The sequence below is a fragment of the Gordonia hankookensis genome (assembly GCF_014673215.1).
GTDB lineage: Bacteria > Actinomycetota > Actinomycetes > Mycobacteriales > Mycobacteriaceae > Gordonia > Gordonia hankookensis.
Window position 1 is genome coordinate 263,534 of record NZ_JACWMS010000005.1, and the last position, 25,192, is coordinate 288,725.

At 65.8% G+C, this 25,192-nt stretch carries 25 protein-coding genes; 6 read left to right on the forward strand and 19 right to left on the reverse strand.

The window, feature by feature from the left end; translation table 11 throughout:
* Positions 1 to 5 precede the first annotated feature (5 nt).
* The 3 genes from IDF66_RS21710 to IDF66_RS21720 all read right to left on the reverse strand — a co-directional run bounded on the left by IDF66_RS21710 (position 6) and on the right by IDF66_RS21720 (position 3,057).
* Positions 6 to 1,220, reverse strand: coding sequence for a cytochrome P450 (locus tag IDF66_RS21710; RefSeq protein ID WP_190268577.1), 1,215 nt, complete (start codon positions 1,218 to 1,220; stop codon positions 6 to 8).
* 22 nt (positions 1,221 to 1,242) lie between these two features.
* Positions 1,243 to 2,196 carry a PDR/VanB family oxidoreductase gene (locus IDF66_RS21715; protein ID WP_190268578.1) on the reverse strand — a complete coding sequence of 318 codons (954 nt, stop codon included), beginning with the start codon at positions 2,194 to 2,196 and terminating at the stop codon, positions 1,243 to 1,245.
* A 99-nt stretch (positions 2,197 to 2,295) separates the two neighbouring features.
* Positions 2,296 to 3,057 (reverse strand): IclR family transcriptional regulator, encoded by a 762-nt coding sequence (locus tag IDF66_RS21720; RefSeq protein ID WP_190268579.1) that lies wholly within the window; start codon positions 3,055 to 3,057, stop codon positions 2,296 to 2,298.
* A gap of 100 nt (positions 3,058 to 3,157) precedes the next feature.
* Here IDF66_RS21720 and IDF66_RS21725 point away from each other — a divergent pair, with 100 nt between their 5' ends.
* Complete coding sequence (locus tag IDF66_RS21725) at positions 3,158 to 3,616, forward strand: SRPBCC family protein (RefSeq protein ID WP_190268580.1); 459 nt, start codon at positions 3,158 to 3,160, stop codon at positions 3,614 to 3,616.
* Here IDF66_RS21725 and IDF66_RS21730 read toward each other — a convergent pair.
* Entirely contained in the window at positions 3,610 to 4,251 is a 642-nt protein-coding gene (locus tag IDF66_RS21730; protein ID WP_190268581.1) for a TetR/AcrR family transcriptional regulator, read from the reverse strand. The two genes, IDF66_RS21725 and IDF66_RS21730, sit on opposite strands and share 7 nt — an antisense overlap.
* A 68-nt stretch (positions 4,252 to 4,319) precedes the next feature.
* Between IDF66_RS21730 and IDF66_RS21735 the strand changes: the two genes are divergently transcribed.
* Complete coding sequence (locus tag IDF66_RS21735; RefSeq protein ID WP_190268582.1) at positions 4,320 to 5,177, forward strand: alpha/beta fold hydrolase; 858 nt, start codon at positions 4,320 to 4,322, stop codon at positions 5,175 to 5,177.
* Here the strand turns inward: IDF66_RS21735 and IDF66_RS21740 are convergent.
* The 5 genes from IDF66_RS21740 to IDF66_RS21760 all read right to left on the reverse strand — a co-directional run bounded on the left by IDF66_RS21740 (position 5,162) and on the right by IDF66_RS21760 (position 8,490).
* Positions 5,162 to 5,632 (reverse strand): MaoC family dehydratase, encoded by a 471-nt coding sequence (locus IDF66_RS21740; protein WP_190268583.1) that lies wholly within the window; start codon positions 5,630 to 5,632, stop codon positions 5,162 to 5,164. The two genes, IDF66_RS21735 and IDF66_RS21740, sit on opposite strands and share 16 nt — an antisense overlap.
* Positions 5,633 to 5,645: 13 nt before the next feature.
* On the reverse strand, positions 5,646 to 6,008 hold the full coding sequence (locus tag IDF66_RS21745) for a MaoC family dehydratase N-terminal domain-containing protein (RefSeq protein ID WP_164309721.1): 363 nt from the start codon (positions 6,006 to 6,008) through the stop codon (positions 5,646 to 5,648).
* A gap of 157 nt (positions 6,009 to 6,165) precedes the next feature.
* Positions 6,166 to 6,570 (reverse strand): hypothetical protein, encoded by a 405-nt coding sequence (locus tag IDF66_RS21750; RefSeq protein ID WP_190268584.1) that lies wholly within the window; start codon positions 6,568 to 6,570, stop codon positions 6,166 to 6,168.
* A gap of 46 nt (positions 6,571 to 6,616) precedes the next feature.
* Positions 6,617 to 7,330, reverse strand: coding sequence for a response regulator (locus tag IDF66_RS21755; RefSeq protein WP_190268585.1), 714 nt, complete (start codon positions 7,328 to 7,330; stop codon positions 6,617 to 6,619).
* Positions 7,330 to 8,490, reverse strand: a complete 1,161-nt coding sequence (locus tag IDF66_RS21760) for a sensor histidine kinase (RefSeq protein WP_317628805.1) — start codon at positions 8,488 to 8,490, stop codon at positions 7,330 to 7,332. The genes IDF66_RS21755 and IDF66_RS21760 overlap by 1 nt, the downstream gene beginning before the upstream one ends.
* 172 nt (positions 8,491 to 8,662) lie before the next feature.
* Between IDF66_RS21760 and IDF66_RS21765 the strand changes: the two genes are divergently transcribed.
* The gene (locus IDF66_RS21765; RefSeq protein ID WP_190268586.1) at positions 8,663 to 9,247 is read left to right on the forward strand and encodes a universal stress protein; all 585 of its coding nucleotides are present in this window, start codon (positions 8,663 to 8,665) and stop codon (positions 9,245 to 9,247) included.
* 35 nt (positions 9,248 to 9,282) lie between these two features.
* Here the strand turns inward: IDF66_RS21765 and IDF66_RS21770 are convergent, their stop codons facing one another.
* From IDF66_RS21770 to IDF66_RS21785, 4 genes are all read right to left on the reverse strand, one after another.
* Positions 9,283 to 10,239 carry a helix-turn-helix domain-containing protein gene (locus tag IDF66_RS21770; RefSeq protein ID WP_190268587.1) on the reverse strand — a complete coding sequence of 319 codons (957 nt, stop codon included), beginning with the start codon at positions 10,237 to 10,239 and terminating at the stop codon, positions 9,283 to 9,285.
* Positions 10,240 to 10,253: 14 nt separating this feature from the next.
* Positions 10,254 to 11,096, reverse strand: coding sequence for a helix-turn-helix domain-containing protein (locus tag IDF66_RS21775; protein ID WP_344870246.1), 843 nt, complete (start codon positions 11,094 to 11,096; stop codon positions 10,254 to 10,256).
* 152 nt (positions 11,097 to 11,248) lie between these two features.
* Positions 11,249 to 12,199 (reverse strand): AraC-like ligand-binding domain-containing protein, encoded by a 951-nt coding sequence (locus tag IDF66_RS21780; protein ID WP_190268589.1) that lies wholly within the window; start codon positions 12,197 to 12,199, stop codon positions 11,249 to 11,251.
* A 67-nt stretch (positions 12,200 to 12,266) separates the two neighbouring features.
* A complete protein-coding gene (locus IDF66_RS21785; RefSeq protein WP_164309714.1) occupies positions 12,267 to 13,115 on the reverse strand; it encodes an alpha/beta hydrolase in 849 nt (282 codons plus the stop codon).
* Between the two features lie 255 nt (positions 13,116 to 13,370).
* Here IDF66_RS21785 and IDF66_RS21790 point away from each other — a divergent pair, with 255 nt between their 5' ends.
* Complete coding sequence (locus tag IDF66_RS21790; protein WP_190268590.1) at positions 13,371 to 14,213, forward strand: alpha/beta hydrolase; 843 nt, start codon at positions 13,371 to 13,373, stop codon at positions 14,211 to 14,213.
* Here IDF66_RS21790 and IDF66_RS21795 read toward each other — a convergent pair.
* From IDF66_RS21795 to IDF66_RS21815, 5 genes are all read right to left on the reverse strand, one after another.
* A complete protein-coding gene (locus IDF66_RS21795; protein WP_190268591.1) occupies positions 14,204 to 15,481 on the reverse strand; it encodes an acyl-CoA dehydrogenase family protein in 1,278 nt (425 codons plus the stop codon). The genes IDF66_RS21790 and IDF66_RS21795 overlap by 10 nt on opposite strands.
* 29 nt (positions 15,482 to 15,510) lie before the next feature.
* The gene (locus IDF66_RS21800; protein ID WP_164309711.1) at positions 15,511 to 16,920 is read right to left on the reverse strand and encodes a cytochrome P450; all 1,410 of its coding nucleotides are present in this window, start codon (positions 16,918 to 16,920) and stop codon (positions 15,511 to 15,513) included.
* Positions 16,921 to 17,076: 156 nt separating this feature from the next.
* Positions 17,077 to 19,473, reverse strand: a complete 2,397-nt coding sequence (locus IDF66_RS21805; RefSeq protein WP_190268593.1) for an ATP-binding cassette domain-containing protein — start codon at positions 19,471 to 19,473, stop codon at positions 17,077 to 17,079.
* A gap of 162 nt (positions 19,474 to 19,635) precedes the next feature.
* Complete coding sequence (locus IDF66_RS21810) at positions 19,636 to 20,046, reverse strand: VOC family protein (RefSeq protein ID WP_190268594.1); 411 nt, start codon at positions 20,044 to 20,046, stop codon at positions 19,636 to 19,638.
* A 5-nt stretch (positions 20,047 to 20,051) separates the two neighbouring features.
* On the reverse strand, positions 20,052 to 20,501 hold the full coding sequence (locus tag IDF66_RS21815; protein WP_190268595.1) for a helix-turn-helix transcriptional regulator: 450 nt from the start codon (positions 20,499 to 20,501) through the stop codon (positions 20,052 to 20,054).
* A 273-nt stretch (positions 20,502 to 20,774) separates the two neighbouring features.
* Between IDF66_RS21815 and IDF66_RS21820 the strand changes: the two genes are divergently transcribed.
* Positions 20,775 to 22,304 (forward strand): catalase, encoded by a 1,530-nt coding sequence (locus tag IDF66_RS21820; protein ID WP_190268596.1) that lies wholly within the window; start codon positions 20,775 to 20,777, stop codon positions 22,302 to 22,304.
* A gap of 35 nt (positions 22,305 to 22,339) precedes the next feature.
* Here IDF66_RS21820 and IDF66_RS21825 read toward each other — a convergent pair whose 3' ends face one another.
* Positions 22,340 to 23,074: a hypothetical protein gene (locus IDF66_RS21825; protein ID WP_190268597.1), complete on the reverse strand. Its 735-nt coding sequence runs from the start codon at positions 23,072 to 23,074 to the stop codon at positions 22,340 to 22,342.
* A gap of 303 nt (positions 23,075 to 23,377) precedes the next feature.
* Here IDF66_RS21825 and IDF66_RS21830 point away from each other — a divergent pair, with 303 nt between their 5' ends.
* Complete coding sequence (locus tag IDF66_RS21830) at positions 23,378 to 25,189, forward strand: peroxidase family protein (RefSeq protein WP_190268683.1); 1,812 nt, start codon at positions 23,378 to 23,380, stop codon at positions 25,187 to 25,189.
* Positions 25,190 to 25,192: the final 3 nt, after the last annotated feature.

The following is a 25,192-nucleotide window of genomic DNA, read 5'->3' on the forward strand; positions in this document are numbered from 1 at the left end:
TGCGCTCAGCGTGCCTGCCGGACTCGGATCGGCAACGACGCCCACGACCTCAACGTGTTGTTGAGGTGACGACGAGTAGGCCCGGCGAGCTCGATGCTCTCGACCCGGCGGACCAGCGCCGTGAGGAGGGCCTCGGACTCCAGGCGTGCAACGTGCTGGCCGACGCACTGGTGGAGCCCCATTCCGTATCCGACGTGACCGGATGGATCGCGATCGAGATCGAACGAATCGGGATGTTCCCAACGTCGCGGATCACGGTTCGCGGCCCCGAGGAACATCAGGATCTTCGACCCGTCCGGGATCGTCACGCCTGCGAAGTCAACGGCACGCGTCGTGGTACGGAAGAACGTCTGCACCGGGGACTCCCAGCGCACGGCCTCGTCGAAGGCGTTGCGCATCGACGCCGGATCGGAGCGAAGTCGCTGCCATTGCGCCGGGTTGGTGGCGAACGCATAGAGGACTGCAGCCAGACCGTTGACGGTGGTGTCCACGCCCGCGGTCAGCAGCGACCGCACCACCAGCGGGGCCTGCTCGGCGGTGATGTCGCCACGGTCGCTCGCCGCCCAGATCTGTGCTCCGAAGCCGTTGTCGGTCAGCGCCTCCCGCGTGCACTGGGTGCCCACCCACGCGGACAGGCCGGCGACGTGGGGCGCGCCGTCGGCCACCAGGCTGTTCGACGGGCCGAAGGCGTTGAACGCGTGGTTGCCGTACGGGAGCAGATTCTCCCGACCGGTCCTCGAGATCCCCACCGCATCCGGGAAGACGCGCAGCGGAAAGGCCTGGGCGAGTTCGATTGCCGCGTCGAACTCGGTCGAGCGGGACAGGACCGACGCGACGAGGTCGTCGGCGTCGGCCATCCATTCATCACGTAATCGACGCAACGCGCGCGGTCCGAGGATCTTGCTCAGTACCGACCGCGGGGCATCGTGATGCGGAGGGTCGGCCTCGAGGAGCACGCTGGGCGGGCGCCACGGCTTCTCGTGACGGAAGTTGCTCAGTCCCACCCCGGCCGACGACTGGAAGGACTGCCAGTCTGTCAGGGCGGCATGCACCTGCTCGTAGCGGGCCATTCCGTAGATGCCGTACCTCTCGAGGACGACAACCGGTCCGATGTCGCGTAACTCCTGTTGACCCGGCAGCGGGTCGGCGAGCACATCGAGCGCGAACGGGTCGAGGTCCGACGCGGCGATCGCGGTGCGCGGCGAGCTCGGGGCTGTCATGATTCGTCTCCTTGGATGGGGATCACAGGTCGAGGACCAGGCGATCGGAACGCGAGCGGGACACGCAGACGAACATGCAGTCACCGACCGCACGCTCGTCGTCGTCGAGGAGGCAATCGCGATGGTCGGGTTCGCCGGCGAGCACAGTGGTTTCGCATGTGCCACACAGCCCCTCCCGGCACGACGAGAGGACGGTGATCCCGACATCGGACAGGGCGTCGAGGACGCTGCGCTCCGGCCGGACCGTCACTGTGCGTCGGGAGCGCGCGAGATGTAGTTCGAACGGCGCCGTACGCGCAGGTGTCACCGGCGACGCGGAGAAGCGTTCGACGCGTAGCCGTCCGGGCGGCCAGTGAGATGTCGAGGCCGTCAGGTCATCCAGCAGGGTCCGTGGTCCGCATGCGTAGACCTGCGTGTCGGGTTCCAGGGTGCCCAGTTGGCCGGTCACGTCGAGCCGGGCGCCCTCGTCACGCGCGGACACGGTGACGTGTTCAGGGTGCGCGGCGAGGGCGTCGAGGAATGGCATCGCTGAACGGCTACGCCCCAGATAGAGCAGATGCCATGCCGCACCGACCATCTCGGCTTGCACGATCATCGGGACGATCGGTGTGATACCGATCCCGCCCGCGACGAACAGATAGCTCGATGCGGGTGCCATCGCGAAGTTGTTGCGTGGTCCGCCGATCTGGACGTGCTCGCCCACCTGCAGCGAGTCGTGGATGTACGCCGAACCCCCTGAGCCGCCCCTGTCGCGTCGGATCGCGACTCGATACGTGTGCGCGTCCCAACGGTCGCCGCAGAGCGAGTACTGGCGGGTGAGACCGCCCGGCAACATCACGTCGATATGTGCACCCGGCGTCCAGTCCGGAAGTCGTCGTCCGTCCGGATGCTCGAGGGTGAGGACGACGACGCCGTCTGCCACGACTTCTTTGGTGCGGACCCGCAAGACGTGTGCCGGGTGTGCCTCCTGAACCATGTCCACTCTCCTCGTGTGAAACGTGGATCAAGGGTCGCGCTGCGGGCTACGCCTGGCCCAGTGGCTTCTCAATGATTGAGAGAAGATTCGTGTCGTGGATCACTGACGCGGTCCGCGAACGTGGGTCATCACCCTCGATATCCCGCGTGCTGCGGCCTGGACTGCGGGAATCTTGCTGTAGGCAGCGGTGTCGTTGGGTGCGATGATCCCGAGGGCCGCGACCACCGTTCCCCGTCCGTCACGTATCGGCGCGGCGATGCCGGTGGTGTCCGGATAGATGTGCCCCGCACAGAGCGCGTAACCCTCGCGGCGGATGTGGGCGAGCATCGCGCGCAGCTCGGCACCCGTCTGGATCGTCTGGTCGGTATACCCCTTCATCGGGGCGTCCATCACCGACTGCTGGACATCATGTGCGGCGTGTGCGAGCAGGACGAGGCCCGACGATGACGCGTGTACCGGCAACCGGCCGGCGATTCGGGAGTAGTTGACGACCGGCCCTGGTGACCACAGGCGTTCCAGGAACAACACCTCGGTTCCGTCGAGAACCGCCAACTGTGTGTCGTTCCCGATGACCTGGTGCAGATCCTCCATGAACGGCAGTGCGGCGGCGCGTAGTCCCATCACGGGCGATGCGCGAGTCGACAACTCCCACAACCGTATCCCGATTCGGACCTCGCGACCGGAACGCTCGAGCCAGCCCGCCTGTACCAGTTCCTCGACCATGCGTGATGCCGTCGCCACGTGCAACCCCGCCCGTCGTGCGATCTCGCCGATCGTGAGTGAGGGGTCGTCGAGGCCGAAGGCCTCCACGATGCGTACGGCACGCGCGATGACGGATTCTCCGGTGGCCACACGCGACATGCCTCGATCCTGTCATGGGCGGTCCGCGGCGTGACGCGATCGAGCACACCGCGCTCGTCGACCCGCCTGGCTACACTGGCGTCATCGATCAGGAGCCGAGATGTCGCCGACCCGCCGCGTGTTGATAGCAGATGTGACAGTGCCTTTCGGGGCGCCTCCGACGACGACATTCGATTATCTGGTCGATCCGGAGAACCGTCCGCACTGGCAATCGAGTCTGCGCCGGATCGAGGATTTGGCACCGGTGGGCGACCGTGCCGGAGGCACCGGTACGTCATGGAGGGACATCACCCTCGTACCGTGGGTACGGCCTCGTCTCGAGGTCATCGAGTGCGTGGCCCCGCTGCGCTGGCGCGAGATCGGTCGATGGTGGTTCGTCGACGCGAGCCTGAGCCTTGCGGTCTCTGCGCTACCGGATGGCCGCACCGAAGTGCGAGCTCGCGCGTACCTCACTGTCCCGCTGATCCTGTCCGCGTCGACCCTGGTATTGACAATGCTGGCGCCGTTCGCATTACGTGCCGATCTGGATTCGGCGGCGTCGATCGTGGGAGGCTACTGAGTCGACGAGACACCGGGGGCCGGAGACCCGCCGCCGGACACGTCGACGCCGGCGTGGCCGATGAACCAATCGGTCCATTCGCCGGGCGTCCAGCCGCGTTCGTCGATCAGCCGGAGCCAATTGCGTCGGGCCGCCAGCAACCAGACCGCGTCGACGATCGCGTCGGTGGGTCGAGCGCCGGTGATCACGGTCAGCGCCCATTGAACCTCGTCCCATCGATTGGCCTCACGCACCCCGAGGCGCTGCGCGGCAGCGGGATCGGTGACCGCAGCTTCATCCAGCACGTTCTGAATGGCCGCCGACCTGATGTGTGCGGCACACAGCCACCGTGCACCCGCGGCGAGGCGCTCCTCGGGCGATCCGTTCCCCATCGCCCGGTACTCGGCGAGTTCGCGGACCGGGATCCCCTCCCCCGCGGACAGCGCGTGATCGATGCATGCATCGAGCAGCGCCAGCTTGTTGGGGAACTGCTGATAGACCGTCTGCCGTGTGACGCCCGCGTCGGTCGCGACGTCGGCCACCGTGGTGGAAACCCACCCGCGGCTGCAGAACATCTCGGTGGCGACCGCGAGTACCCGCTCTCGGTTCTGCTGCGCGCGTCGCGCGCGGAGTTCGGAACTGTAGGTGCGTGCCACGGATTCAGTCTAGACAGAATTGAGTTTACGCGGTGTAATGTCAATCAGAACCCCACCGAGGAGACCTGATGCGTGAGCACACTGTGAACACCGATCTCGGCAAGCTGCATGCCACCATCGTCGGCGAAGGCCCGGTGACCGTTCTGTGGCACAGCATGTTCGTCGATGCGCGATCGTGGCAGCGGGTGGTGCCTGCGCTCGCCGAACATCGAACGCTGGTCATCGTCGACGGGCCGTCGTCCGGGCGCAGCGACCGTCTCGATCGCGCCGTCGACATCGCTGCCTGTGCCGGTGCTGCCGCCGAGCTCGTGACAGACCTGTGCGCCGGATTGGACCAGGAAGCAGACGTCGACCAGTCCGGTGTCGACTGGGTCGGCTGCGCCTGGGGTGGTCACGTCGGTCTTCACCTGGCGGCCACGCAGCCCTCGATGGTCCGCAGCCTCGTCGCGATCAGTGCGCCGACGTTTCCGATCGATGCCGCTCTGCGCCGCCAGGTCGGGATGTTGTTGCCGCTCTACCGCGTCATCGGCCCACGGGGGCCCGTCCGCACAGCGATCGAGACAGCGGTCTTCACCGACGCCACCCGTGCCCACGATGCCGAAGCTCTCGGACTCCTGAACGACTCGTTACGCACATCTGGTCGTTCGATGATCGCGGCGATCCGCACAGGAATCCTCAATCGCACCGATCTCGAATGGGCAGCCTTGCGCACCGCATGCCCGACACTGTTCGTGAGTACCGACGACAGGGGCGAGTGGACGCCGGGCGAGGCGCGTGCGATGGCATCGAGAATGCCTGACGCTCATGAGGTCACGGTGCACGACGCGCGCGTGATACCGGCTCTCGAACAACCGGGCGCGACGGCGTCGGCGATCATCGCCTTCTGGAGCCGGTCGGCCCTGGCCTGCGATCAGCGGCGGGTGTGACCGTACGCTCGTGCGTCGTCCGGGCGACCATCCGAGTACGAGATCCGGACCGGGCGGAGAATGGCCCGGTGGGTCGATCCGTCGTCGGCGAGGACCGACGCGGTGGCGGCGATGTGGCCCGCCCCGACGAGGTGTGCGGTCACGAAGAGCGTGACCGAGTGGTCGACGAGATACACCGGACGCACGAATCGCGTGTCACAGCCGGTGATCCGACCGCCGCGGCCGCGTACCCAATCGTCGGCATGGCGGACCACGATTCCCAGGATGAGCAGGCCGTGGGCCACCGGCGCGGACAACCCTGCCTCGGCGGCGGCGACGGCGTCGAGGTGAATGGCATTGGTGTCTCCGGACACTTGTGCATAGCGTCGGACGCGGTCCATGGTGATCTCCTCGGTCGCGACCCAGAGCTGTCGGCCGGGATCAACCGGTTCGACGGGCGTGGGGACCTCGGGCATCGTCGCTCGCCACCTAGCTCCTGAAGGTGAGAGTGGACGTCGTCACCGCGATCGGCGACGTGTCACCGTCGGCCACGATGTCGCTGCGGACCAGGAGCTGGGTCGCGCCCCCACGTCGATGGATCCGCTCCACTGTCAACAACCCGCTCAGGTGGTCGCCGAGCCGGGGTTCGCGGCGCAGATGCAGCGATTCCGATGTGTGGACGATGCCGTCGCTTGGCACCGTCCCGGAATCCATTGCCTGATGGGCCAACTCGGTCGTGACGCGGAACACGACCGGCAAACCGAAGTCGTCCGACTGCGAGCCGAGGACTTCGGCGAAGTCTGCCAAGAGCCGACCGTCGACGACTATCACGTCGGGGGTCGTGAAGGTCATGCCTTCTACCAGCTCTCTGGCCATGATTCACGCTAGCGAACCGACGACGACTTGCCAATCGTCAGGACAGACGAACACTCGACGTCTGTGCTCGCCGGGCGCCCGGCGGTGCCGGCCACTCGACGAGATCGGCGACGGTGACCGCATCGGCGGCCGGTCATCGCGGATCGTCGTCGGGCACGATGTCCGGAAGGCCGTCGCCCGCCGGATCGAGCACCGCTCGTATCCGGGTCCCCCATCGCTCATGGGCAGCCTGACGTGTCATCCCGGCGGCCCGCCCGATCGTCGCCCACGTCGCGCCCTGGGTCCGCAACACGAGCACCGTCTCGAGTCCGTCCAGACCGGCGCCGAGCTGAATCCGAAGACTCACCAGGTGCCACGCGAGGACGCGCTGGCGGGGAACGGCCGTCCCCTGCTCGGCCTCCCACTCGTCGGTCCCCGGTAGCGGACCCGTGCCGATGATCTCGTCGGCATGGCGGCCCGCCTCGGTCGCGGCTGCGGTCACCACCTGCCGTGCTGCGTCGTCGACCGCGACGGTGTATGCCCGTTCGATGAGCGTCATGGCGCCTCCTTGTCAGGTTGAGCCTGACACTGAGGCCGACAATCTGTCAAGCTCTGCCTGACGAACTTCCCTGGTTGCCGAAGGGCGTCACGAGCGAGTTCTCGAAGGCGTAGATGATCGCCGCCGCCCGGTCCCGCAGGTCGAGTTTGGTGAAGATGTGATTCACGTGGCTCTTGACGGTCACCTCGGAGATGAACAGACTGGAGCCGATCTCGGCGTTGGTGAGTCCACGCGCCATCAGGCGCAGGACATCGAGTTCGCGTTCGGTCAGTCCGCTGCCGGCGGGTTCACGCGGTTCGGGTGTCGCGCGGCGGAATCCGCGGAGTACCCGCTCGGTGACTGCCGGGTCGAGAAATGCTCCGTCGCGGACCACCGCCCGTACGGCCCAGATCAACGCTTCGGCAGGCGAATCCTTCAGGATGAATCCGGCCGCGCCCGCGCGCAGGGCGCCCGACAGCAGCTGGTCGTCGTCGAAAGTGGTCAGCACGAGCACGGGCGGAGGGTCACGTAGCGTCCGCACGGTGGCGGTGGCGGTGATGCCGTCGATGTGGCGCATTCGCAGATCCATCAGGATGATGTCCGGCGCGCACGAGGCGACCTTCTCGACAACCTCGTCGCCATCGCCGCACTCGCCGACGATGTCGAATCCGTCCCGGGCGCGCAGAATCCGACGTAGCCCGGTCCGCACGAGCTCCTGGTCGTCGACGAGCAGCACGCGGATACCGAACGGGCTCACCGGAACCGATCGCGTCGACGTCATCAGCCCGCCCGCCGAACGGCGTCGGCGTTGCCGGGAAAGGCCGCCCGGACCACCCATGAGCTCTGCTGGCCACCGGCTTCGACGAACCCGCCGAGCAACTGCGCCCGCTGTTTCATCCCGTCGATCCCCGAACCGTCCGTTGATGGACGGCCCGTCACCGGAGGACACGGGTTGCGGACGCACAGGACGAGGTCGGAATCCGCGGTCAGGGTGACTGTCGCGGTGGGGTTGCGTGAATGCTTCACCACGTTGGTCAGGGACTCCTGGGTGATTCGATAGAGTGCCGCCCCGAGGGGAGCCGGAATCGTCTCGAGGTCGACGTCCACATCGAAGCTCACTGCGACGCCTGCCTTTCGGTAATCGTCGACCAGGCGATCGATGTCGCGGGCACCGGGCGTCGGTGCCGCCGAATCATCAGACGAACCCAGGACTTTCACGATGTAACGGATCTCGGTCATGGCCTGGCGACCAAGGCGCTCGGCATCTTCGAGTGCCTCGAGAGCCTCGTCGTGTGCACCCTCCTGGAGTGCGCGCCGCGCGCCCGTGACATTCAACATCGTGATCGACAGCGAGTGTGCGATGACGTCGTGGACCTCGCGGGCGATGCGGCGGCGCTCCTCGCTGGCGGCCCGTTCAGATCGAGCCTGCTGATCACGTAATTCGTTCTGGGACAGCAGCTTCTGGTACAGAATCATGTAGCCGACGAGCCATCCGCACAGGATCGCGAGGACGTAGACCACCGGAGATTGCAGATGCCCGGACTGGCTTCCCGTCAGGACGACCGCCACCGACAGCGCCGCGACGGCCAGGCCGCGGCGCAGTGACTCCATCGCCGCCGCTATCGCGGTCGTGAGCGCGAGCAACAGTGGGGCCACGTCGACCGGAACCGGATCCATCAGCATCAGCGCCACGGCTCCCGCGGCCAGGACGGCACAGGCCACCTTGCTCGGAATCCAGAGATCCACGACCAGAGACAAACTGGCGAGTGCGGCCCCGAGGAGCGCCCACCAGGGTGGTTCCAGGGGCAGCCGTTGCACGACGGCACCGATGGTCAACCCGGCCGAGCCGGCGAGGGTCACGGCCGGGTAGAGCGGCGGGTAATCATCGCCCGCCATCTCGATCCGGCGGCGGACAACCGCGGCCATCGACGTCACCGACACAACCAAAAGGATAGGCCGCCGGAGCGTGCAGTCATCTGTCTGTGGGCGGAATTGCGGCTCCACCCACGGATGGAGGACAGGTCCGCCTGCGGCATGCCGAACCCGCGGGCTCTGATCTCTACCGTCAAATGCAGAGGTCAGAGCAGGTCCGAGACGACAAGAGGTGAGAGCCGTGACCATATCTGAGATCTTCCACCCGCACCAGGCGCGCACTGCGACGGCAATCGACCGGCTGCCCGTGCGCGGCCCGATCGTCGTCGGCTACACCGGTTCCCCGGTGTCGACCCGTGCGTTGGAGACCGTGCTGCGCGCGGCCGATGCACACGTCCGAATATCGTTGGTCTGCGCGGTCACGCCGATCCGCCCGCCACGATCGACGTCGTTCATGCACGACGCCCTGAAATCCGAGGCGTATCTGCTCTCGGACCGGGCATCCATCGACGAGCAACTCCGACGCGGCGTCGAGGCGCTGCACGCACATTCATTGGAACCGGAAACCGCGGTCGCGATAGAGGGCGATCCGGTGAGAGTCCTCTCCCGGGCCGCACGAGAGTTGGAGGCGGCGCAGGTGGTGGTCGGAATGCGAGACGATCGGCCGACAGGCCAGGTACGTCGGATCGCGAGGGCTCTTCCGGACGACGTCGCGCTGTTCGCGACCTCCGGAGACGCCCATCTCCGACTGGTGCACACCCGGCGGATCCGTCGCGGTGTGCGAACGCTCGCACCGGAACCCATCGGTCGGGCCGTCGGTGCGTGACCATTCCGGGTTCGCCGGCGCGTGATCGTGCCGGCTCAGCGGTGGATCCGTCGCCAGTCCCGCGGGCTGAGCTGGAACCTGTCGCGGAAGCGGTGCGTGAAATGTGTGGGATCGGCGAACCCGTGGTGTCGGGCGACCGCGGCGATCGTCAGGTGTGGCTGGTCGAGAAGTGAGTCGCGCGCCCGGTCGAGACGCAGGCCCATGATGTAGTCCTGCAGGCCTGTATCCGTCATCTGCCAGGCTTTGTACAGTCCTCGGACCGAGATGTTGTGGGCGATCGCGATGGACCCCGCCGAGAGCTCGGGGTCGGTGATGTTCCGTTCGATGTACGCCTTGACCCTGCGCACGATGTCGGGAGTGTCGTCGCCGGCGCTGCCGGAGGTGTCGGCGGCGGCGTCGAGGATCAGTGCATGGGTGAGGAGGGTCGTTGTCGCATGCAGCTCGGACAACACCTGCGGGTTCGACTCCGCGACCTCCTGCAACTCGCCCAGGAATGACAGGTAGAGCTGATAGAGGCGGCTGGACGGCCGGAGTCTCTGGATGGCCCGGCGTACCGCGGACGGCGGAAGGTCGAGCAGGTTGGTGTCGACGTGGACGATGGTCGACGCTCCACGGTCGGCTCGGCGGAAGTCGTAGGGGGCGGCTTGATCGACCATCAACAGCGTGGACTCCCGGGAGTCTGTGTGCGTGACGACGCCATGTTGACGGTGGCTCCACGACCCGGGCGAGACCGCGACGAGCGCCACGCGGTCGGCCATTGCCGTCCTCAGTCGGGAACTGCTGATCGACAGGGTGATCGGATCCGATTCGACATGCATGAGCGATGTGCCCTCGCCGATGGTCCAGCCGCTGACCCGCGCCCGGAACGCATGGTGCGGAACCAACGGGGTGACGGTCAGCCCCGGAGCCGTTCCGGCCACCCGGAAAGCGTTGTGCAGCTCCGCGATGACCGCGTGTGAATCGATGGTGGTGGTGTCGAGGAGGAGCGCCATGCTGCGGTCTGCTGCTACCCGTCCGGACCGGGAGCCGGGACAACCGAACTCATCTGCCGCCAGGCACGGGGCGACAGGCCGTACATCATCCGAAATCGTCGGCTGAAGTGCGAATCGTTGGTGAAGCCCCAGCGGTGCGCGATCGCCGACACCGTGGTCGATCGTGATTCGGGTCTGGCCAGGTCCTCGCGTGCCCGCGCGAGGCGCTCGGCGATGATCCACTGTTCGAGGCTGAATTCCGCAGAGGCGCACAACTTGAAGAGGTGTCGTGGCGAGATCCCGTGTGCGGCCGCGATGGATTGCGGGCAGAGCTGTGGATCGGCGAGATGCCGTTTGACATAGGACCTGATGCGAGGCAGGAGCATCTCGGCCATCGCTCCCCGTGCATAGTCGATGTCGTAGGCGGACGCGATCAGGGTCCGGACGAGCTCGATACTCGCCTCCCCCAGCGATCGGGCCGCCACGCTCGAGGTCAATGCCTCGGCCTGCACCGTCAGCTGCGAGATGTGGTTGACCATCATCGCCGCCACGGGACTGGCGTGCAATCGGAGGGCCGCCGATTTCACCACCTCGTACGGCAATCCGACGGCGTCGATCGGGACATGGAGGCATCGGGAAGCGCCGACCCCGCTGAGTCGATAGTCGTACGGGGAGTTGAGGTCCATCAGCATCAACTCGTTGGGGCGCATCGAGCGTTGGGTCCCGTATTGCTCCTGCTTCCCGACACAGCCTTCGTGAATCGCGATCGCCAGCATCTCGCCCGGACCGGAGTCGATCTGCTTCTGGGTGCGGATGAGTCGGAATCCGGTCATCTCGGCGCGAAAGATGCTGGCGTCCCCGTACGTCCAGACGTCCATGTGAGACCGCACCCCGATCGCGTTTTCCAGCCGGACGGTCGAGGGCACAGATTGTTCCTGCATGGCCACGCAGGTCGCTTCCACGCGATCGGCCGGGGCAAGCCCCTCTGTGCTGAACACAACTGTCATGGCTGCCCCGAATCGTTTCCTGATCAGTCGTCCGCGCCGCGCCGGTCGGCCGTGACCTGTAACCATTCCTGCGGCGAGAGCCCGTATGCGGCGGAGAACTCTTCGGCGAAATGTGCCCGATCCGCGAACCCCAGCGATCGGGACTGGTCGGCACGCATCTGACATCCTTGCCGGGCGATGACGTGCCGGGCCAGCCGGAGGCGCTCGGCCAGCATCCATCGGTCGAGGTCGAACTGCTCGGAGGTGGCGAGTTGCCGTAACTCGGTGACCGACACCCCCAGATTATCCGCGATCATGCCGGCCGACAGGCCGGGATCAGTCAGATGACTGCGGACGAAATCCGCGACCATCGTCATCAAGGCATCCGATCGAATCTGATCCGCGGGATCGCGCACGGTCGCGAACAATCCGTGGACCAGAGCCGAACCTGCCGCTCCCACCAGCCCTCGTGTCCGCCGATCCGCCGGGGAATCGGTATCACAGAGCTCCCAGATGTGCCGCGCGACGATTCCGTGCAGAGGACTCGCCCGGATACGTCTTATCAGTTCTGGGAGCTCACCGGGATGGACTCCGGCATCCTGCATCGGTACCCGGATGCTGCGCGCGGCCCCGGTGCCGTCCCAGCCTGCGACATATGGGGCGTCGAGATCGACCACCATCAGGTCGCCCGGACGAAAACTCTCCTCGGCGCCGTGTTGTTCGAGATGTCCGACACCCGTCTCCTGTACCGCGATCGCGAGTGTGGCCGTCGGTCCTCGCCGAATATGCGTCGACGTCCGCGACAAGCGATGGCCGGTTGTTCGTGCGCGGAACACACTCACGGTGCCGTACCGCCACAGCTCCATCACCGCTGTGATGTCGTCGCAGGGGTCGAAGGTGACGCGGGCCGGAAATGACTGCAGTTGGAATTGCGCGATCGTGGCATCCATCCGCTCGGCGGGAACGATGTCGGCGGTATCGAAGACGACGACCATGGCCATCCCTCTCGGCTGGGCCTGCTCCGCGAGTCGTCGATCGAACCGCGGAGCAGGCTCATCGTGTTCACCGTTGCGAAGCGCGAGCCGCCTTGAGTACGACGGCGGCCACGGCGCCCGGACGTGACACCAGAGAGGCGTGACTCGCATCCACCTCACTGGTGCGGCCCTTGGCGGCACGGGAGGCCATGAATCGTTGCAGCGCCGGCGGGATGACACGGTCCTGCCGGGACACCAGGTACCAACTGGGGACGGTGCGCCACGACGGATCGCCCGACGGTTCGAGGTTCGCGACGAGCGCGGCCGACTTCTGATGGGCGAACATGTCCGCGGCCGTCGCGACACTCACGTCCTGCGCGAAGATGTCGCGGAAGTAGGGCTGCGCGATGTAACCGTCGAGGTTCTTGCCACCCGGACCGGTCGGATCGTCGACGACCTTCAATTGCAGTGCAGGCGGGAGCAATCGGCTGCCCGGGAAGGTCACCGGGTTGAGCAGTCCCTGGACGAACTCGCCTCGCGCGGGCGCGAATGCGGCGATGTACACGTTGGCAACCACGTCGGGATCATGCGTGTTGGTGATGACCGCGCCACCGTAGGAGTGCCCAACCAGGACGACCGGCCCCTTGATGCCCGCGAGTTGCTTCTCGAGGAGCGCCGAATCATGGGCGGGCCCACGCAGCGGATTGTCGAAGGTCTGGACGGGGTAGCCCTGACCCCTCAGCGTCGCCGCGACGTCGCGCCAGCCGGTGGCATCGGCGAATGCGCCGTGCACCAGTACGATCGTCGGCTTCGGCGGGGGCGCCGCGCCCGCAGGGCCGGCCGACAGTCCGAGAATGCCGAGGACGATGATCACGGCGGCGGCGACCCTGGTGAGGAGCGCACGTTGCGACCGACCGGAAAGAACGGTGGAAGGCATGACCTGAGTACCTTTCGTGATGGGCGAACCTGACTCTCCGGACCGGGACACGCCGGAGCAGTGACGCGCAGTCTCATTGTGAGTGCCGCTGCCCGAGTTCGCTTGCTGTTGCGCCGACCGATCGCCACGCGTTCCCGCAGGGCACAGAACTGTGCACGATCGGCCAGGTTGCCGGGGCGGGACGGCGATATCATGACGGTCGCGTGGCCGGCGATCGTCCAATCCCTCACTCGGCGAACATCTTCGGAGAACACTATGACCTCATCGTCCTCTCCCGACACAGTTGTCCTGATCCACGGTCTGTGGATGACACCGCGGAGCTGGGAACACTGGGTGACCTATTACGAGAACAAGGGACTGCGGGTGCTGACCCCGGCCTATCCCGGCTTCGAGATCGAGGTCGAGGCGCTGCGGGAGAACCCGGAGGTGATCGCATCCCTCACTGTCGACGACACGATCGACCATCTGGCTGGAGTCATCGAATCGCTACCCACGGCGCCGATCCTCATCGGACACTCGTTCGGCGGCACCATGACCCAGCTCCTGGTCGATCGAGGGCTCGGTGCCGCTGCGGTGGTGATCGACTCCGCGCCGACCGAGGGCGTTTTCGTGAACCCGCTCTCGCAGCTCAAGTCGTTGTTCCCGTTCCTCAAGCGTCCATCCAGCCGCCACAAGGCCGCGGGTTTCACGCACGAGGAGTTCCAGTACGCGTTCACCAACACCGTGAGCGACGAAGAGTCGCGAGCGGCCTACGACCGCTATGCGATCCCCGCCCCCGGAGCATGGGTGTGGCGATACGGGGTCTTCGCGAACCTGACGCCGCGACATCTCGAGACCGCGGTGGACTATTCGCGGGACGATCGCGCGCCGCTGCTGTTCATCGCAGGCGGGGCCGACCACATCATGCCGCCCTCGGTGAACAAGTCCAACGCCCGCCACTATCGGAAGTCGTCGGCCGTGACCGACTACCACGAGTTCCCGGGTCGCTCGCACTGGACATGCGCCGAGCCGGGATGGGAGGCGGTCGCCGACCACGCGATCGCCTGGGCGCGCTCACAACTGGGCGAGCAGACCCCGTCCTCGACGGGTCAGGCCTGAGTCGGACCGACCCCTTTGGGCGCGCCCGCCGACATGAAACCGAACAGGTATCCGGCGACCCGGCGCATCTGGATCTCGTCGGCGCCCTCGGTGATGCGATACCGGCGGTGATGGCGGTAGATGTGTTCGAAGGGTTCGTGACGTGAGTACCCACGCCCACCGAAGGTCTGCATGGCCTGGTCGGCTGCATCGCAACACAACCGGTTGGCCTGGTAGTTGCACATGGAGACCTCCTGTGACGCCGCGAAGGGCCCCTCGGTGTCCATCTTCCACGCCGTTTCGCGAACCAGCGCCCGCAGCATCGCGGCACGGGTGTGCAGGTCGACGAGGGGGAACTGGATCGCCTGATTGGTGGAGAGTTTCCGGCCGAAAGGCGAGCGCTCGTTGGCGTACGCGACGGCTCGGTTGATGCAATATTGTGCGGCACCGAGACTCGAGGCCGCCTGGCGAATCCGATTCTCGTTGAAGAAATGCTGAACGATCTGCAGTCCGCGCCCCTCCTCGCCGAGGATGGCCGAGTGCGGCACCCGCACGTCCTGCAGTCTGATGTGGGCGTGGTCCGTCGGCATGTTGAAGGTCCACAGATACTCCTCGACCGTGAATCCGTCGGACGTCGGGTCCACCAGAAACGCCGTGATGCCGCGCGCGTCACCGGCATCGCCGCTCGTCCGGGCGAAGACGATGTCCCGATGGGCGGCGTGGATGCCGGTGTTCCACGTCTTCTCGCCGCTGATCAGCCACGTATCGCCGTCGCGGACCGCAGTGGTCTCCATGTGCGTGGCGTCCGAGCCGTGGTCGGGTTCGGTGATACCGAAGGCGAAGAACTTCTGTCCGGCCGCCAGGTCTTCCACCCACTCCTCGCGTTGCCCGGGTGAGCCGTACTCCAGCATCAGCAGCAGTCCGATGTTGTTACCCACGATGCTGTGCTCGTTCTGGAGGTCGCAATGCAGGCCGAGCCCCTTGGCTGCGAGATGCTCCCGGATGACCGCCATGGCCAGGTTGGAGCCATCACGTCCGCCGAACTCCGGGGGGAACGGGTAGCGAAAATGGCCCGCGGCGTCGGCGCGCCGACGTACTTCGCCGAGGAGCGCCTCCCAGTCGGCGCTCGGGAGTCCGTCCCGGTCCCAATCCGTTCTCGAGTGCTCGCGTCGATGATCGAAGAACCGGACGTTGTCGTCGGCCTGTTCCAAGGGCACTATCTCGTCGTCGATGAACGCATCGAGTTCGGCCAGGTAGTCGGTCAATGATTCGGGCAGCGCGAAATCCATGCGTGCATCCTCCGGGTGGACTGCGTGGGTCAGCGACTCACCCGACGTCGCATGTCGATCGGCAGGCCGTCGGCGGGCGTCGGGCCGGTGCCGTAGGTGAGGTCGAGCCGATAGTCGGCGGGAACCGACCATTCGAAACGCTGCAGCATCTGGTGCATGATCGACTTGACCTCCATCCCACCGAAGTAGAGGCCGATGCATTTGTGTGCGCCTCCGCCGAACGGCGCCCACGCGAAACGGTGCACCTTGTCCTCACGACGATCGGGTGCGAACCGGTCGGGGTCCCAGTGCGTTGGGTTCGGCCACCACTCCTCGCGCAGCATCGAGGCCCAGGGGTGGATGGCGACGAGCGTGTCCTTGGGTACGTAGTGACCGAGGATGTCGGTGTCGGCGATGGTCTTCCGGAAGAGCATGCCAACCGGCGCGTTGATTCTCAGCGTCTCCTTGAACGCGAGGTCGAGGCTCGGCAACGAATCGATGTCGTCGTAGTCGAGCGTCGACTTCCCCAACGCGAGGGATTCCTCCCGGAGCCTGTCCTGCCACTGCGGATACCGACCGAGGAAGTACGTGAGCATGGACAACGCGATGGTGCTGGTGTCATGCGCGGCCATCATCACGAAGATCATGTGATTGACGACGTCCTCGTCGCTGAAGGTGTTACCGTCCTCGTCCTCGCTGTGGCAGAGGACGCTGAAGAGATCATCGCCGTCGCCGGCCCGCCGAGCGGCGATCTCCGATCGGAAGTAGTGCTGCAGGTCCTCGCGCCCGCGCAGGCCGCGCGCCCAGGTCCAGTCCCGTACGTCAGCACGCACGAGGGCCTGGCCGCCGCGGACGGCCGCCTCGAACGCACTCTCGAGTCGGTGCGCCTCGACCTCGGTCAGTGACGCACCGACGAAGACCTCGGTGGCGAGCGACAAGGTCAGGTCCTTGGTGCGGGAGTACATCGGGAAGGCTGTGCCGACCTGCCAGTTGGACAGCGTCTTCTCGATGTGGGGCGTCATGATGTCGAGGTAGCCGTTGAGCCGCGGACGCGTGAACGCCTGCTGCAGGATTCGGCGGTGATGCATGTGCTCGTCGAAATCCATCAACATGATGCCCCGGCGGAAGAACGGGCCGATCATGGGTTCCCAGCCGTCTTCGCTCGAGAAGGCCTTCTGCCGGTTCATCCAGGCGCATTCGATCGCCTCCGGCCCGACCAGCGTCACGATGTTCATGTTCAGCGAGCCCGACCAGGAGACGGGGCCGAACCGGTCGTACCGCGCCATGGCACTGCCGAGCGGATCGGCCAGCGCTTCCAGGGTGTTGCCCAGGAACGGCATGCCTGCGTCGCCCATCACGGGCTTCAGATCCGACCCGGCCGGCGGCTCGGCCAATGCTCTCGGTGTGCTCGGGTATGCCTTGGACAATGTGCCGAGGCCGGCCTGGAACCTCTTCTTCACGGATTGCACCGACGTCCACTCCCTCGTCTGATCGACGTCGACACGGACGATGGGCTGCCCGTGCACTCTTGGAACGGATTCTTGCATCTGTTCCAACCGGAGTCCAGGACCTCAGACGATCCCATGTCCCGGGAATCGCGTGTGCCGCGCGTCGGATCAGGAAGGCGCTCCCACATAGTCGGCGAGATGGCGCGCGGTGAGTGTGGACCGACCGTCGACCAGGTCACGCGGTGTCCCCTCGAAGACCACGCGGCCTCCGTCGTGACCGGCGCCCGGACCGAGGTCGATGATCCAGTCGGCATGTGCCATGACGGCCTGATGGTGCTCGATCACGATGACGGATTTTCCGGCGTCGACCAGACGGTCGAGAAGTTCCAGCAGCTGCTCGACGTCGGCGAGGTGAAGTCCGGTGGTCGGCTCGTCGAGCACATAGACGTCGCCTTTGTCGCCCATCTGTGACGCGAGCTTCAGACGCTGACGTTCTCCGCCGGACAACGTGGTGAGGGGCTGCCCGATGGTGAGGTAGCCGAGCCCCACGTCCCGCAACCTGACCAGGATCTTGTGCGCCGCAGGTATTTTCCCGTCGCCGGAACCGAAGAACTCCTCGGCCTGGGCCACCGACATCGTGAGGACGTCACTGATGTCACGGCCGCCGAAGGTGTACTCGAGCACTTCCGCGGAGAAGCGTTTGCCCTCGCAGACCTCACACGCGGTGGCGACACCTGCCATCATCGCGAGATCGGAGTAGATGACCCCTGCCCCCTTGCAGTTGGGGCATGCACCCTCTGAATTCGCGCTGAACAGAGCAGGTTTCACACCGTTCGCCTTGGCGAACGCTTTCCGGATCGGATCGAGCAGACCGGTGTAGGTGGCAGGGTTGCTGCGCCGGGAGCCCTTGATCGCCGCCTGATCGATCGACACGACGTCGTCGCGTTTGGCCACCGAGCCGTCGATCAGGGAACTCTTCCCCGAGCCGGCGACGCCGGTCACGACGACGAGGACGCCGAGGGGGATGTCGACATTCACGTCCCGCAGATTGTGGGTCGACGCACCACGGATCTCCAGTGCGTCCGTGGATGTACGCACCGAGTCCTTCAGTGCGGCCCGGTCGTCGAGATGCTTGCCGGTGAGGGTGCTGCTCTTCCGGAGCTCGGCCACGGTGCCCTCGAAGACCACCTCACCTCCGTCCCGTCCGGCCCGAGGGCCGAGGTCGACGACGTGATCGGCGATGGTGATCGCCTCCGGTTTGTGTTCGACGACCAGCACCGTGTTGCCCTTGTCCCGGAGCTGTAGCAGCAGGTCGTTCATCCGGTCGATGTCATGCGGGTGAAGGCCGATCGTGGGCTCGTCGAACACATACGTGACGTCGGTGAGCGACGAACCGAGATGACGGATCAGCTTGGTGCGCTGCGCTTCCCCACCGGACAGTGTGCCTGCCGGACGCTCGAGGGACAGGTAGCCGAGCCCGATGTCGACGAACGAGTCGAGGGTCTCCCCCAGACTTGTCAGCAACGGTCCCACCGATGGCTCGTCGAGGTCGCGAACCCAGTCGGCGAGGTCGCTGATCTGCATCGCGCAGAGGTCGGCGATGTTCTTGCCCTTGATCTTCGACGAGCGTGCGCTCTCTGCGAGGCGTGTTCCGTCGCAGTCGGGACAGGTCGTGAACGTGATCGCGCGATCGACGAAGGCCCGGATGTGGGGCTGCATCGCCTCACGATCCTTGGACAGGAAGGATTTCTGGATCTGCGGGATCAGTCCGAGGTAGGTCAGGTTGATCCCCTCGACCTTGATCTTCGTCGACTCCTTGTAGAGCAGGTCATTGAGTTCGCGCTTGGTGAACTTCTTGATCGGCTTGTCCGGATCGAACCATCCGCAGCCCCGGTAGATTCGGCCGTACCAGCCCTCCATGCTGTAGCCGGGGATGGTGAGGGCTCCCTCGTTGAGCGACTTGGATTCGTCGTAGAGCGCCGTCAGATCGAAGTCCGAAACCGCACCGCGGCCCTCGCATCTCGGGCACATGCCGCCGGTGATCGAGAAGCTGCGGCGCTCCTTCACCGTGCGACCGGCCTTCTCGATGCTCACCGCGCCCGCACCGCTGATGGACGCCACGTTGAACGAGAATGCCTGCGGCGAACCGATGTAGGGCTTGCCGAGCCGGCTGAACAGAATGCGCAACATCGCGTTGGCGTCGGTGGCGGTACCGACCGTCGAGCGCGGATTGGCGCCCATCCGCTCCTGATCGACGATGATCGCCGTCGTCAGTCCCTCGAGGACGTCGACGTCGGGGCGGCCGAGGTTCGGCATGAAGCCCTGCACGAATGCGCTGTAGGTCTCGTTGATCATCCGCTGCGACTCGGCGGCGATCGTGCTGAACACCAACGAGCTCTTTCCCGAGCCGGACACCCCGGTGAACACGGTCAGCCTGCGCTTGGGGATGTCGAGACTGACATCTTTGAGGTTGTTCTCACGCGCCCCGTGAACCCGGATCAGGTCGTGGGTGTCGGCGAGGTGTTCAGCAGGCGACCTGTTCTTCGCCTTCGTGGCCGTGCTCATCGTGCCTCCATCTGGTCGCTGCGGTCTGGGCATCTGCCGAAGACGGGTTCGGCGTCGATCCAACCATGCCGGAGCGCTTTGTCGGGTATGTCGGGACAACTGTCCTGAATTCGTCGACGGTCAGGCGTCCCTCGCGGAATCTGCACATCGGGTCACCGCTGATCAGCTGACCTCGTCGATCCTGATCAGATTGCCGGATGGATCTCGGAATGCGCAGTCACGCACACCGTATGGCTGCTGCGTCGGTTCCTGGATGACCTCGGCGCCGCTGGCCTCGAGCCGCTCGAACAGTCCGTCGAGATCGTCGGTGGCCAACGTGACCGCGCCATAGCTGCCCTTGGCGATCAGTTCCAGGATCGTCTGGCGCTCCTCGTCGGTGATGCCCGGGTCCGCGGCAGGCGGATGGAGAACGATCGACGTACCCGGCTGATGCGGTGGCCCGACGGTGAGCCACCGCATCCCCTCGTAGCCGACATCCTTACGGAGTTCGAAGCCGAGTGTGTCCCGATAGAACGCGAGCGTCGCGTCGGGATCGGTCTGGGGCAGGAAGGTGTACTGAATGGTGATGTTCATGGATTTCACCGTAGGCGCGACCGGGTCCCCTGCGCTTCTCGATTCCTGACCGGTCTCGTGACCTGTTTTGCCAGGCACGCCGGTATGCCGTCGACGGTGTCGCCATCGTGACGCTTGTAGGCGCTCGGCGACATCCCCACGAGTTCGGTGAAGCGCGTGCTGAAGGTTCCGAGCGAGGAACATCCGACCGCGAAGCAGATCTCGGTGACACTGAGGTCACCGCGGCGCAGCAGCGCCATCGCTCGTTCGATCCGCCGGGTCATCAGGTACGAGTAGGGGGACTCGCCGTACACCCGGCGGAACTCTCGGCTGAGGTGACCCGCAGACATATGCGCTCCGCGTGCGAGCGATTCCACGTTCAACGGCTGCGCAAACTCCCGATCGATGCGATCGCGGACCCGGCGGAGTCGGGCGAGGTCGTGCAATCGCTGAGCATCAGAGGACGTGCTGGTCACGTATGCGATCGTGCCACGTCGGGCCGCGATTGCCCAGTACGGGCGGTCTGCGCGATCCGATGCCGTCGGCGCGGGCCGGGCCCGGCCGACGTTCGGGTGCCTGCAGCCACGCGCCTCGTGAATAGCGCTGTGCACCAACACTTATGTGTCATCAACAGGCACATCGCAAGGATATGCGCTCCGCCGAAGGGCCGACCGGCGTAAACTCACCGCCGGACCTGAAGCAGCTCGGGTGCCACAGCCCACAACCGGATCGACCTTTTCGGAGGCGACATGTCCGACAAAAATTCCGTGTACACAACGCGTGATTCGGGGGCGCCGGCCGGGAGCGACGAGCATTCGCTCACCGTCGGGGCAGGCGGTCCCATAGTCTTGCACGATCACTATCTGATCGAGCAGATGGCACAGTTCAACCGGGAGAGGATCCCGGAACGGCAGCCACATGCCAAGGGTAGTGGCGGCTTCGGCACGTTCGAGACCACCGCAGATGTCTCGGAGTTCACCAGTGCCGCGTTGTTCCAACCGGGCGCAAAGACGGAGATGATGGCGCGCTTCTCCACCGTGGCCGGTGAACGGGGCAGCCCGGACACCTGGCGCGACCCCCGTGGATTCGCCCTGAAGTTCTACACCGACGAGGGCATCTACGACATGGTCGGCAACAACACGCCGGTCTTCTTCATCAAGGACCCGATGAAGTTCCAGCACTTCATCCGTTCGCAGAAACGGCGTGCCGACAACAACCTTCGTGACCACGACATGCAGTGGGACTTCTGGACCCTCTCACCGGAGAGTGCCCACCAGGTCACCTGGCTGATGGGCGATCGCGGAATCCCGAAGACGTGGCGGCACATGAACGGCTACACCTCGCACACGTATCTCTGGGTCAATGCCCAGGGCGTCAGACATTGGGTGAAGTACCACTTCATCACCGATCAGGGCATCGAGTGCTTCACGCAGCACGAAGCCGATCAGATGGCGGCGGCCGACACCGATTTCCACACCCGCGACCTCTTCGAGTCGATCGCGGGCGGCAATCACCCGAGCTGGACGCTCAAGGTGCAACTCATGCCGTATGACGACGCGGTCGGTTATCGGTTCAATCCGTTCGATCTGACCAAGGTGTGGCCGCACGGCGACTATCCGCTGCATGAGGTCGGGAAGATGACCCTGCACACCAATCCGACCGACAATCATGCGCAGATCGAGCAGGCGGCGTTCGAACCCAACAACGTGGTCCCCGGCATCGGGTTCAGCCCGGACCGGATGCTGCTCGGACGGGTGTTCTCCTACGCGGACGCCCATCGGGCGCGGCTGGGTGTGAACTACAAGCAGATCCCGGTGAACGCGCCGCACAACGAGGTGCACAGCTACTCCAAGGACGGCCACATGCGGATCAATCCGGTGACCGACCCGGTGTACGCGCCGAACTCCAAGGGTGGCCCGGCCGCCGTGTACGCGGGGCAGGCCGAACCCCAGTGGGCTGCCGACGGCGAGATCGTCCGGAGCGCATATGTCGACCACCCGGAGGACGACGACTGGGGTCAGGCGGGAACGATGGTCCGTGAGGTGTTCGACGACGCAGCCCGCGAGCGGTTTGTCGACAACGTGGTCGGGCATCTGCTCAACGGGGTCTCTGAACCTGTCTTGGCGCGGGCGTTCGAGTACTGGTCGCGGGTCGACCCCGACATCGGTGCGCGGATCAAGTCGGGCGTCACCGAGAAGCGCGACGAGCCGGACCCCAAGGTCGACGAGCAGGGCAATCCGGCCCGCACATCGATGCAGGAGAAGGTGCGCGCAGGCTGATCGAACGGCCGACCGAACACGCGCCGGGACACGCGTCACGCACCGCTGAGGCCGGCCAGCACCCGCTCGGTCTTCACCTCGGTATCGGCCAGGTGAAGGCCGCGGCTGCGGATCGCGTGCTCCAGCGCCTGTTGTCGCGCGGCGGCTCGGGCTTCGAACATGGCGAGGCTCTCCCCGTCCCGCGGATGGATCTGTTCGCACAACTCGAGGAGATCGACGTCGCCGACGGTCCACCGTTCGATGTCGACCTCGACCCGATCGATGGTGATGTCCGACCAGGTGGTCGACGAGATCGGGCCCAATGCCCGCAGATGGTCGATGGGCACCCCGACGGGCGTACAGGTGACGACGAATTGGCGCTGAGCAGGGTCGAGCACCGACAACGGGTCCGTTCCGACGGCCATCTCGGCGGCGAGGGATCCCGGCGGCCGTCCGCAGACCGCCGAGGCCGCGAGCACGCGGTGGGTTCCGCTCCAGTCCCAGCCCAGGCGGTAGCTCACCGCGTCGGTGTCGAAGGGGTGGGTCCAGGGTTCGGCGAGCTGACCCTGACGGCACGGCCGTAGCTTCACGGTCAGGTCATCGACGTCGCCGCTGCGGATGCGGATGATCACGTGGTTGCTGAGCAGCGGAAACGGCGAGTCGGCGCTCACCGGTAGGACCTCGGCGAACCAGATCTCGCGATGCCGGCCCTGGTGATATGTGAGGCCCAGCGCGGACAGGGCCCGGGATGGGTCGTCGAGGTTCACCTTGATGTCGATCGGTGCGATCACACCTGCCGCCTTTCTCTGCCAGAGGCGCGACGGGTATTGGTCGACCTGGGCACGTCACCATCCTGTCGGCCGTGATCGCGCTCGACGCGAGTAGGCGACTACCTCATTTGCGCTCCGAATCGACCACCTCACCGTGGTGTCCCATTCCCCGCGGCGCCGCATCGTCGGCAACGAGTAGTCGATTACTCATGCCGAGTTCGTGATCGGACCACATACTGGTCGCAGAACATTCCGAGTGTTCGGATGTCGTCGCGACGCGAAGCGGAGGTTGGCGTGCCCCGGTGGGTGTGGTTGGCGCTGTTGATGGCGCCGAGTGGAATAGCTCGCGAACCGTCACCGGACCGGCGAGGACCGATCACCCGAAACCTCGCCCGCGCCGCCGAAGTGGTGGATCGGGCCGTCGGCTGGCCGACCCTGTGGCGCCCGGTGGGCCTGGCCGTCCTCGTCGGCCTCCGCAGCCAACTGCGTGCCCTGAACCTCTATGACAGCGGCCGTGATCCCGACGAGCGGGCACCGCACTGGGATTCCCGAGCGCTGCGGGCCCGCCTACCGAGCGGGACCCACAACGACCTCGACGCACCCCTGATGGGTGCGGCGTCGAGCAGATTCGGGCGCAACGTTCCCCCGGCGAACTCGTCTCCAGACGCCGCGCGACTCCTGGAACCGAATCCGCGGGAGATCAGTCGGCGCCTGTTCACCCGCGACGAGTTCCGACCGGTTGATTCGCTGAACCTCCTTGCCGCGGCATGGATTCAGTTCGAGGTGCACGACTGGTTCAGCCACCCGGACGACGAGGAGACACCCGGCCGGGAGATCCCGCTGCCCGCCTCGGATGACTGGCCCGAAGAGCACCGTCCCATGCGCGTCCACCGGTCGGCGCTCGCTCCCGGTGCGGATCCCGATGCCCCACCGTCCTTTGCGAATCGCGACACCCACTGGTGGGACGGCTCGCAGATCTACGGAAGCCAACAGGACTATGCGGATGCGATCCGATCAGGCGATCGGGGTCAGATCGTCCTGGCGGAGAACGGACTCCCGCCCGCCGAGGCCGACACCCTGCTCGATCCCAACGGGCCGGTGGCGAACTTCTGGGTCGGCCTGGCCCTCCTGCATTCGTTGTTCCTGCGCGAACACAACGCGATCTGCCGGCGGCTGGCCGCTGCCTATCCGTTCATGACCGATCAGCAGCTCTACGACACTGCGCGGCTGGTCAACACGGCCCTGATGGCCAAGATCCACACCATCGACTGGACTCCCGCGATCATCGCGCACCCGACCACCGTTTCCGCGATGCGCGGCAACTGGTTCGGCCTGCTCGGCGAGCGGTTCGCCCGCAGGTTCGGCAGGGTGGCCGCGAGCGAGGTGCTGTGCGGTATCCCCGGCAGCACGACCAACCACCACGGCGTCCCCTACTCGTTGACCGAGGAGTTCGTCGCGGTCTACCGCATGCACTCACTGCTTCCCGACGAGCTGAAGATCCGCGACATCGACGGCAACCGCCCGCAAGCGGTGCACACGTTGGACCAACTGCTCGCCGATCATGTCCGCGATCGCCTGGCCGAGAACTCGATGCCGGATCTCTTCTACTCCTTCGGCCGTGCGAAAGCCGGTGAACTCACCCTGCACAACTACCCTGCTGCGCTCCAGGAGCTCGCCCGGCCGGATGGACGGCCGATCGACCTGGCGACCGTCGACATCCTGCGCGATCGAGAACGAGGAGTGCCACGCTACAACGAGTTCCGCCGTCTGTTCCGTCTCCCACGCGTCCCCTCCTTCGCGGCCCTGACCGACAACGCCGAGTGGGCCGAAGAGCTCGAGGACATCTATGGTGACATCGACAACCTCGACCTGATGGTCGGCCTGCACGCGGAACGCAAGCCCCCCGGATTCGGTTTCAGTGACACCGCGTTTCGGGTGTTCGTGCTGATGGCGTCCCGGCGGTTGTCCAGCGACCGCTTCTTCACCACCGACTTTCGGCAGGAGATCTACACCGAGGTGGGGATGGCCTGGGTGCGCGACAATTCGATGCGGTCGGTCTTGCTGCGCCACTTCCCCACCCTGGCACCGGCTCTCGCGGGTGTCGACAATCCGTTCGCACCGTGGCCGGGCCGATGACCC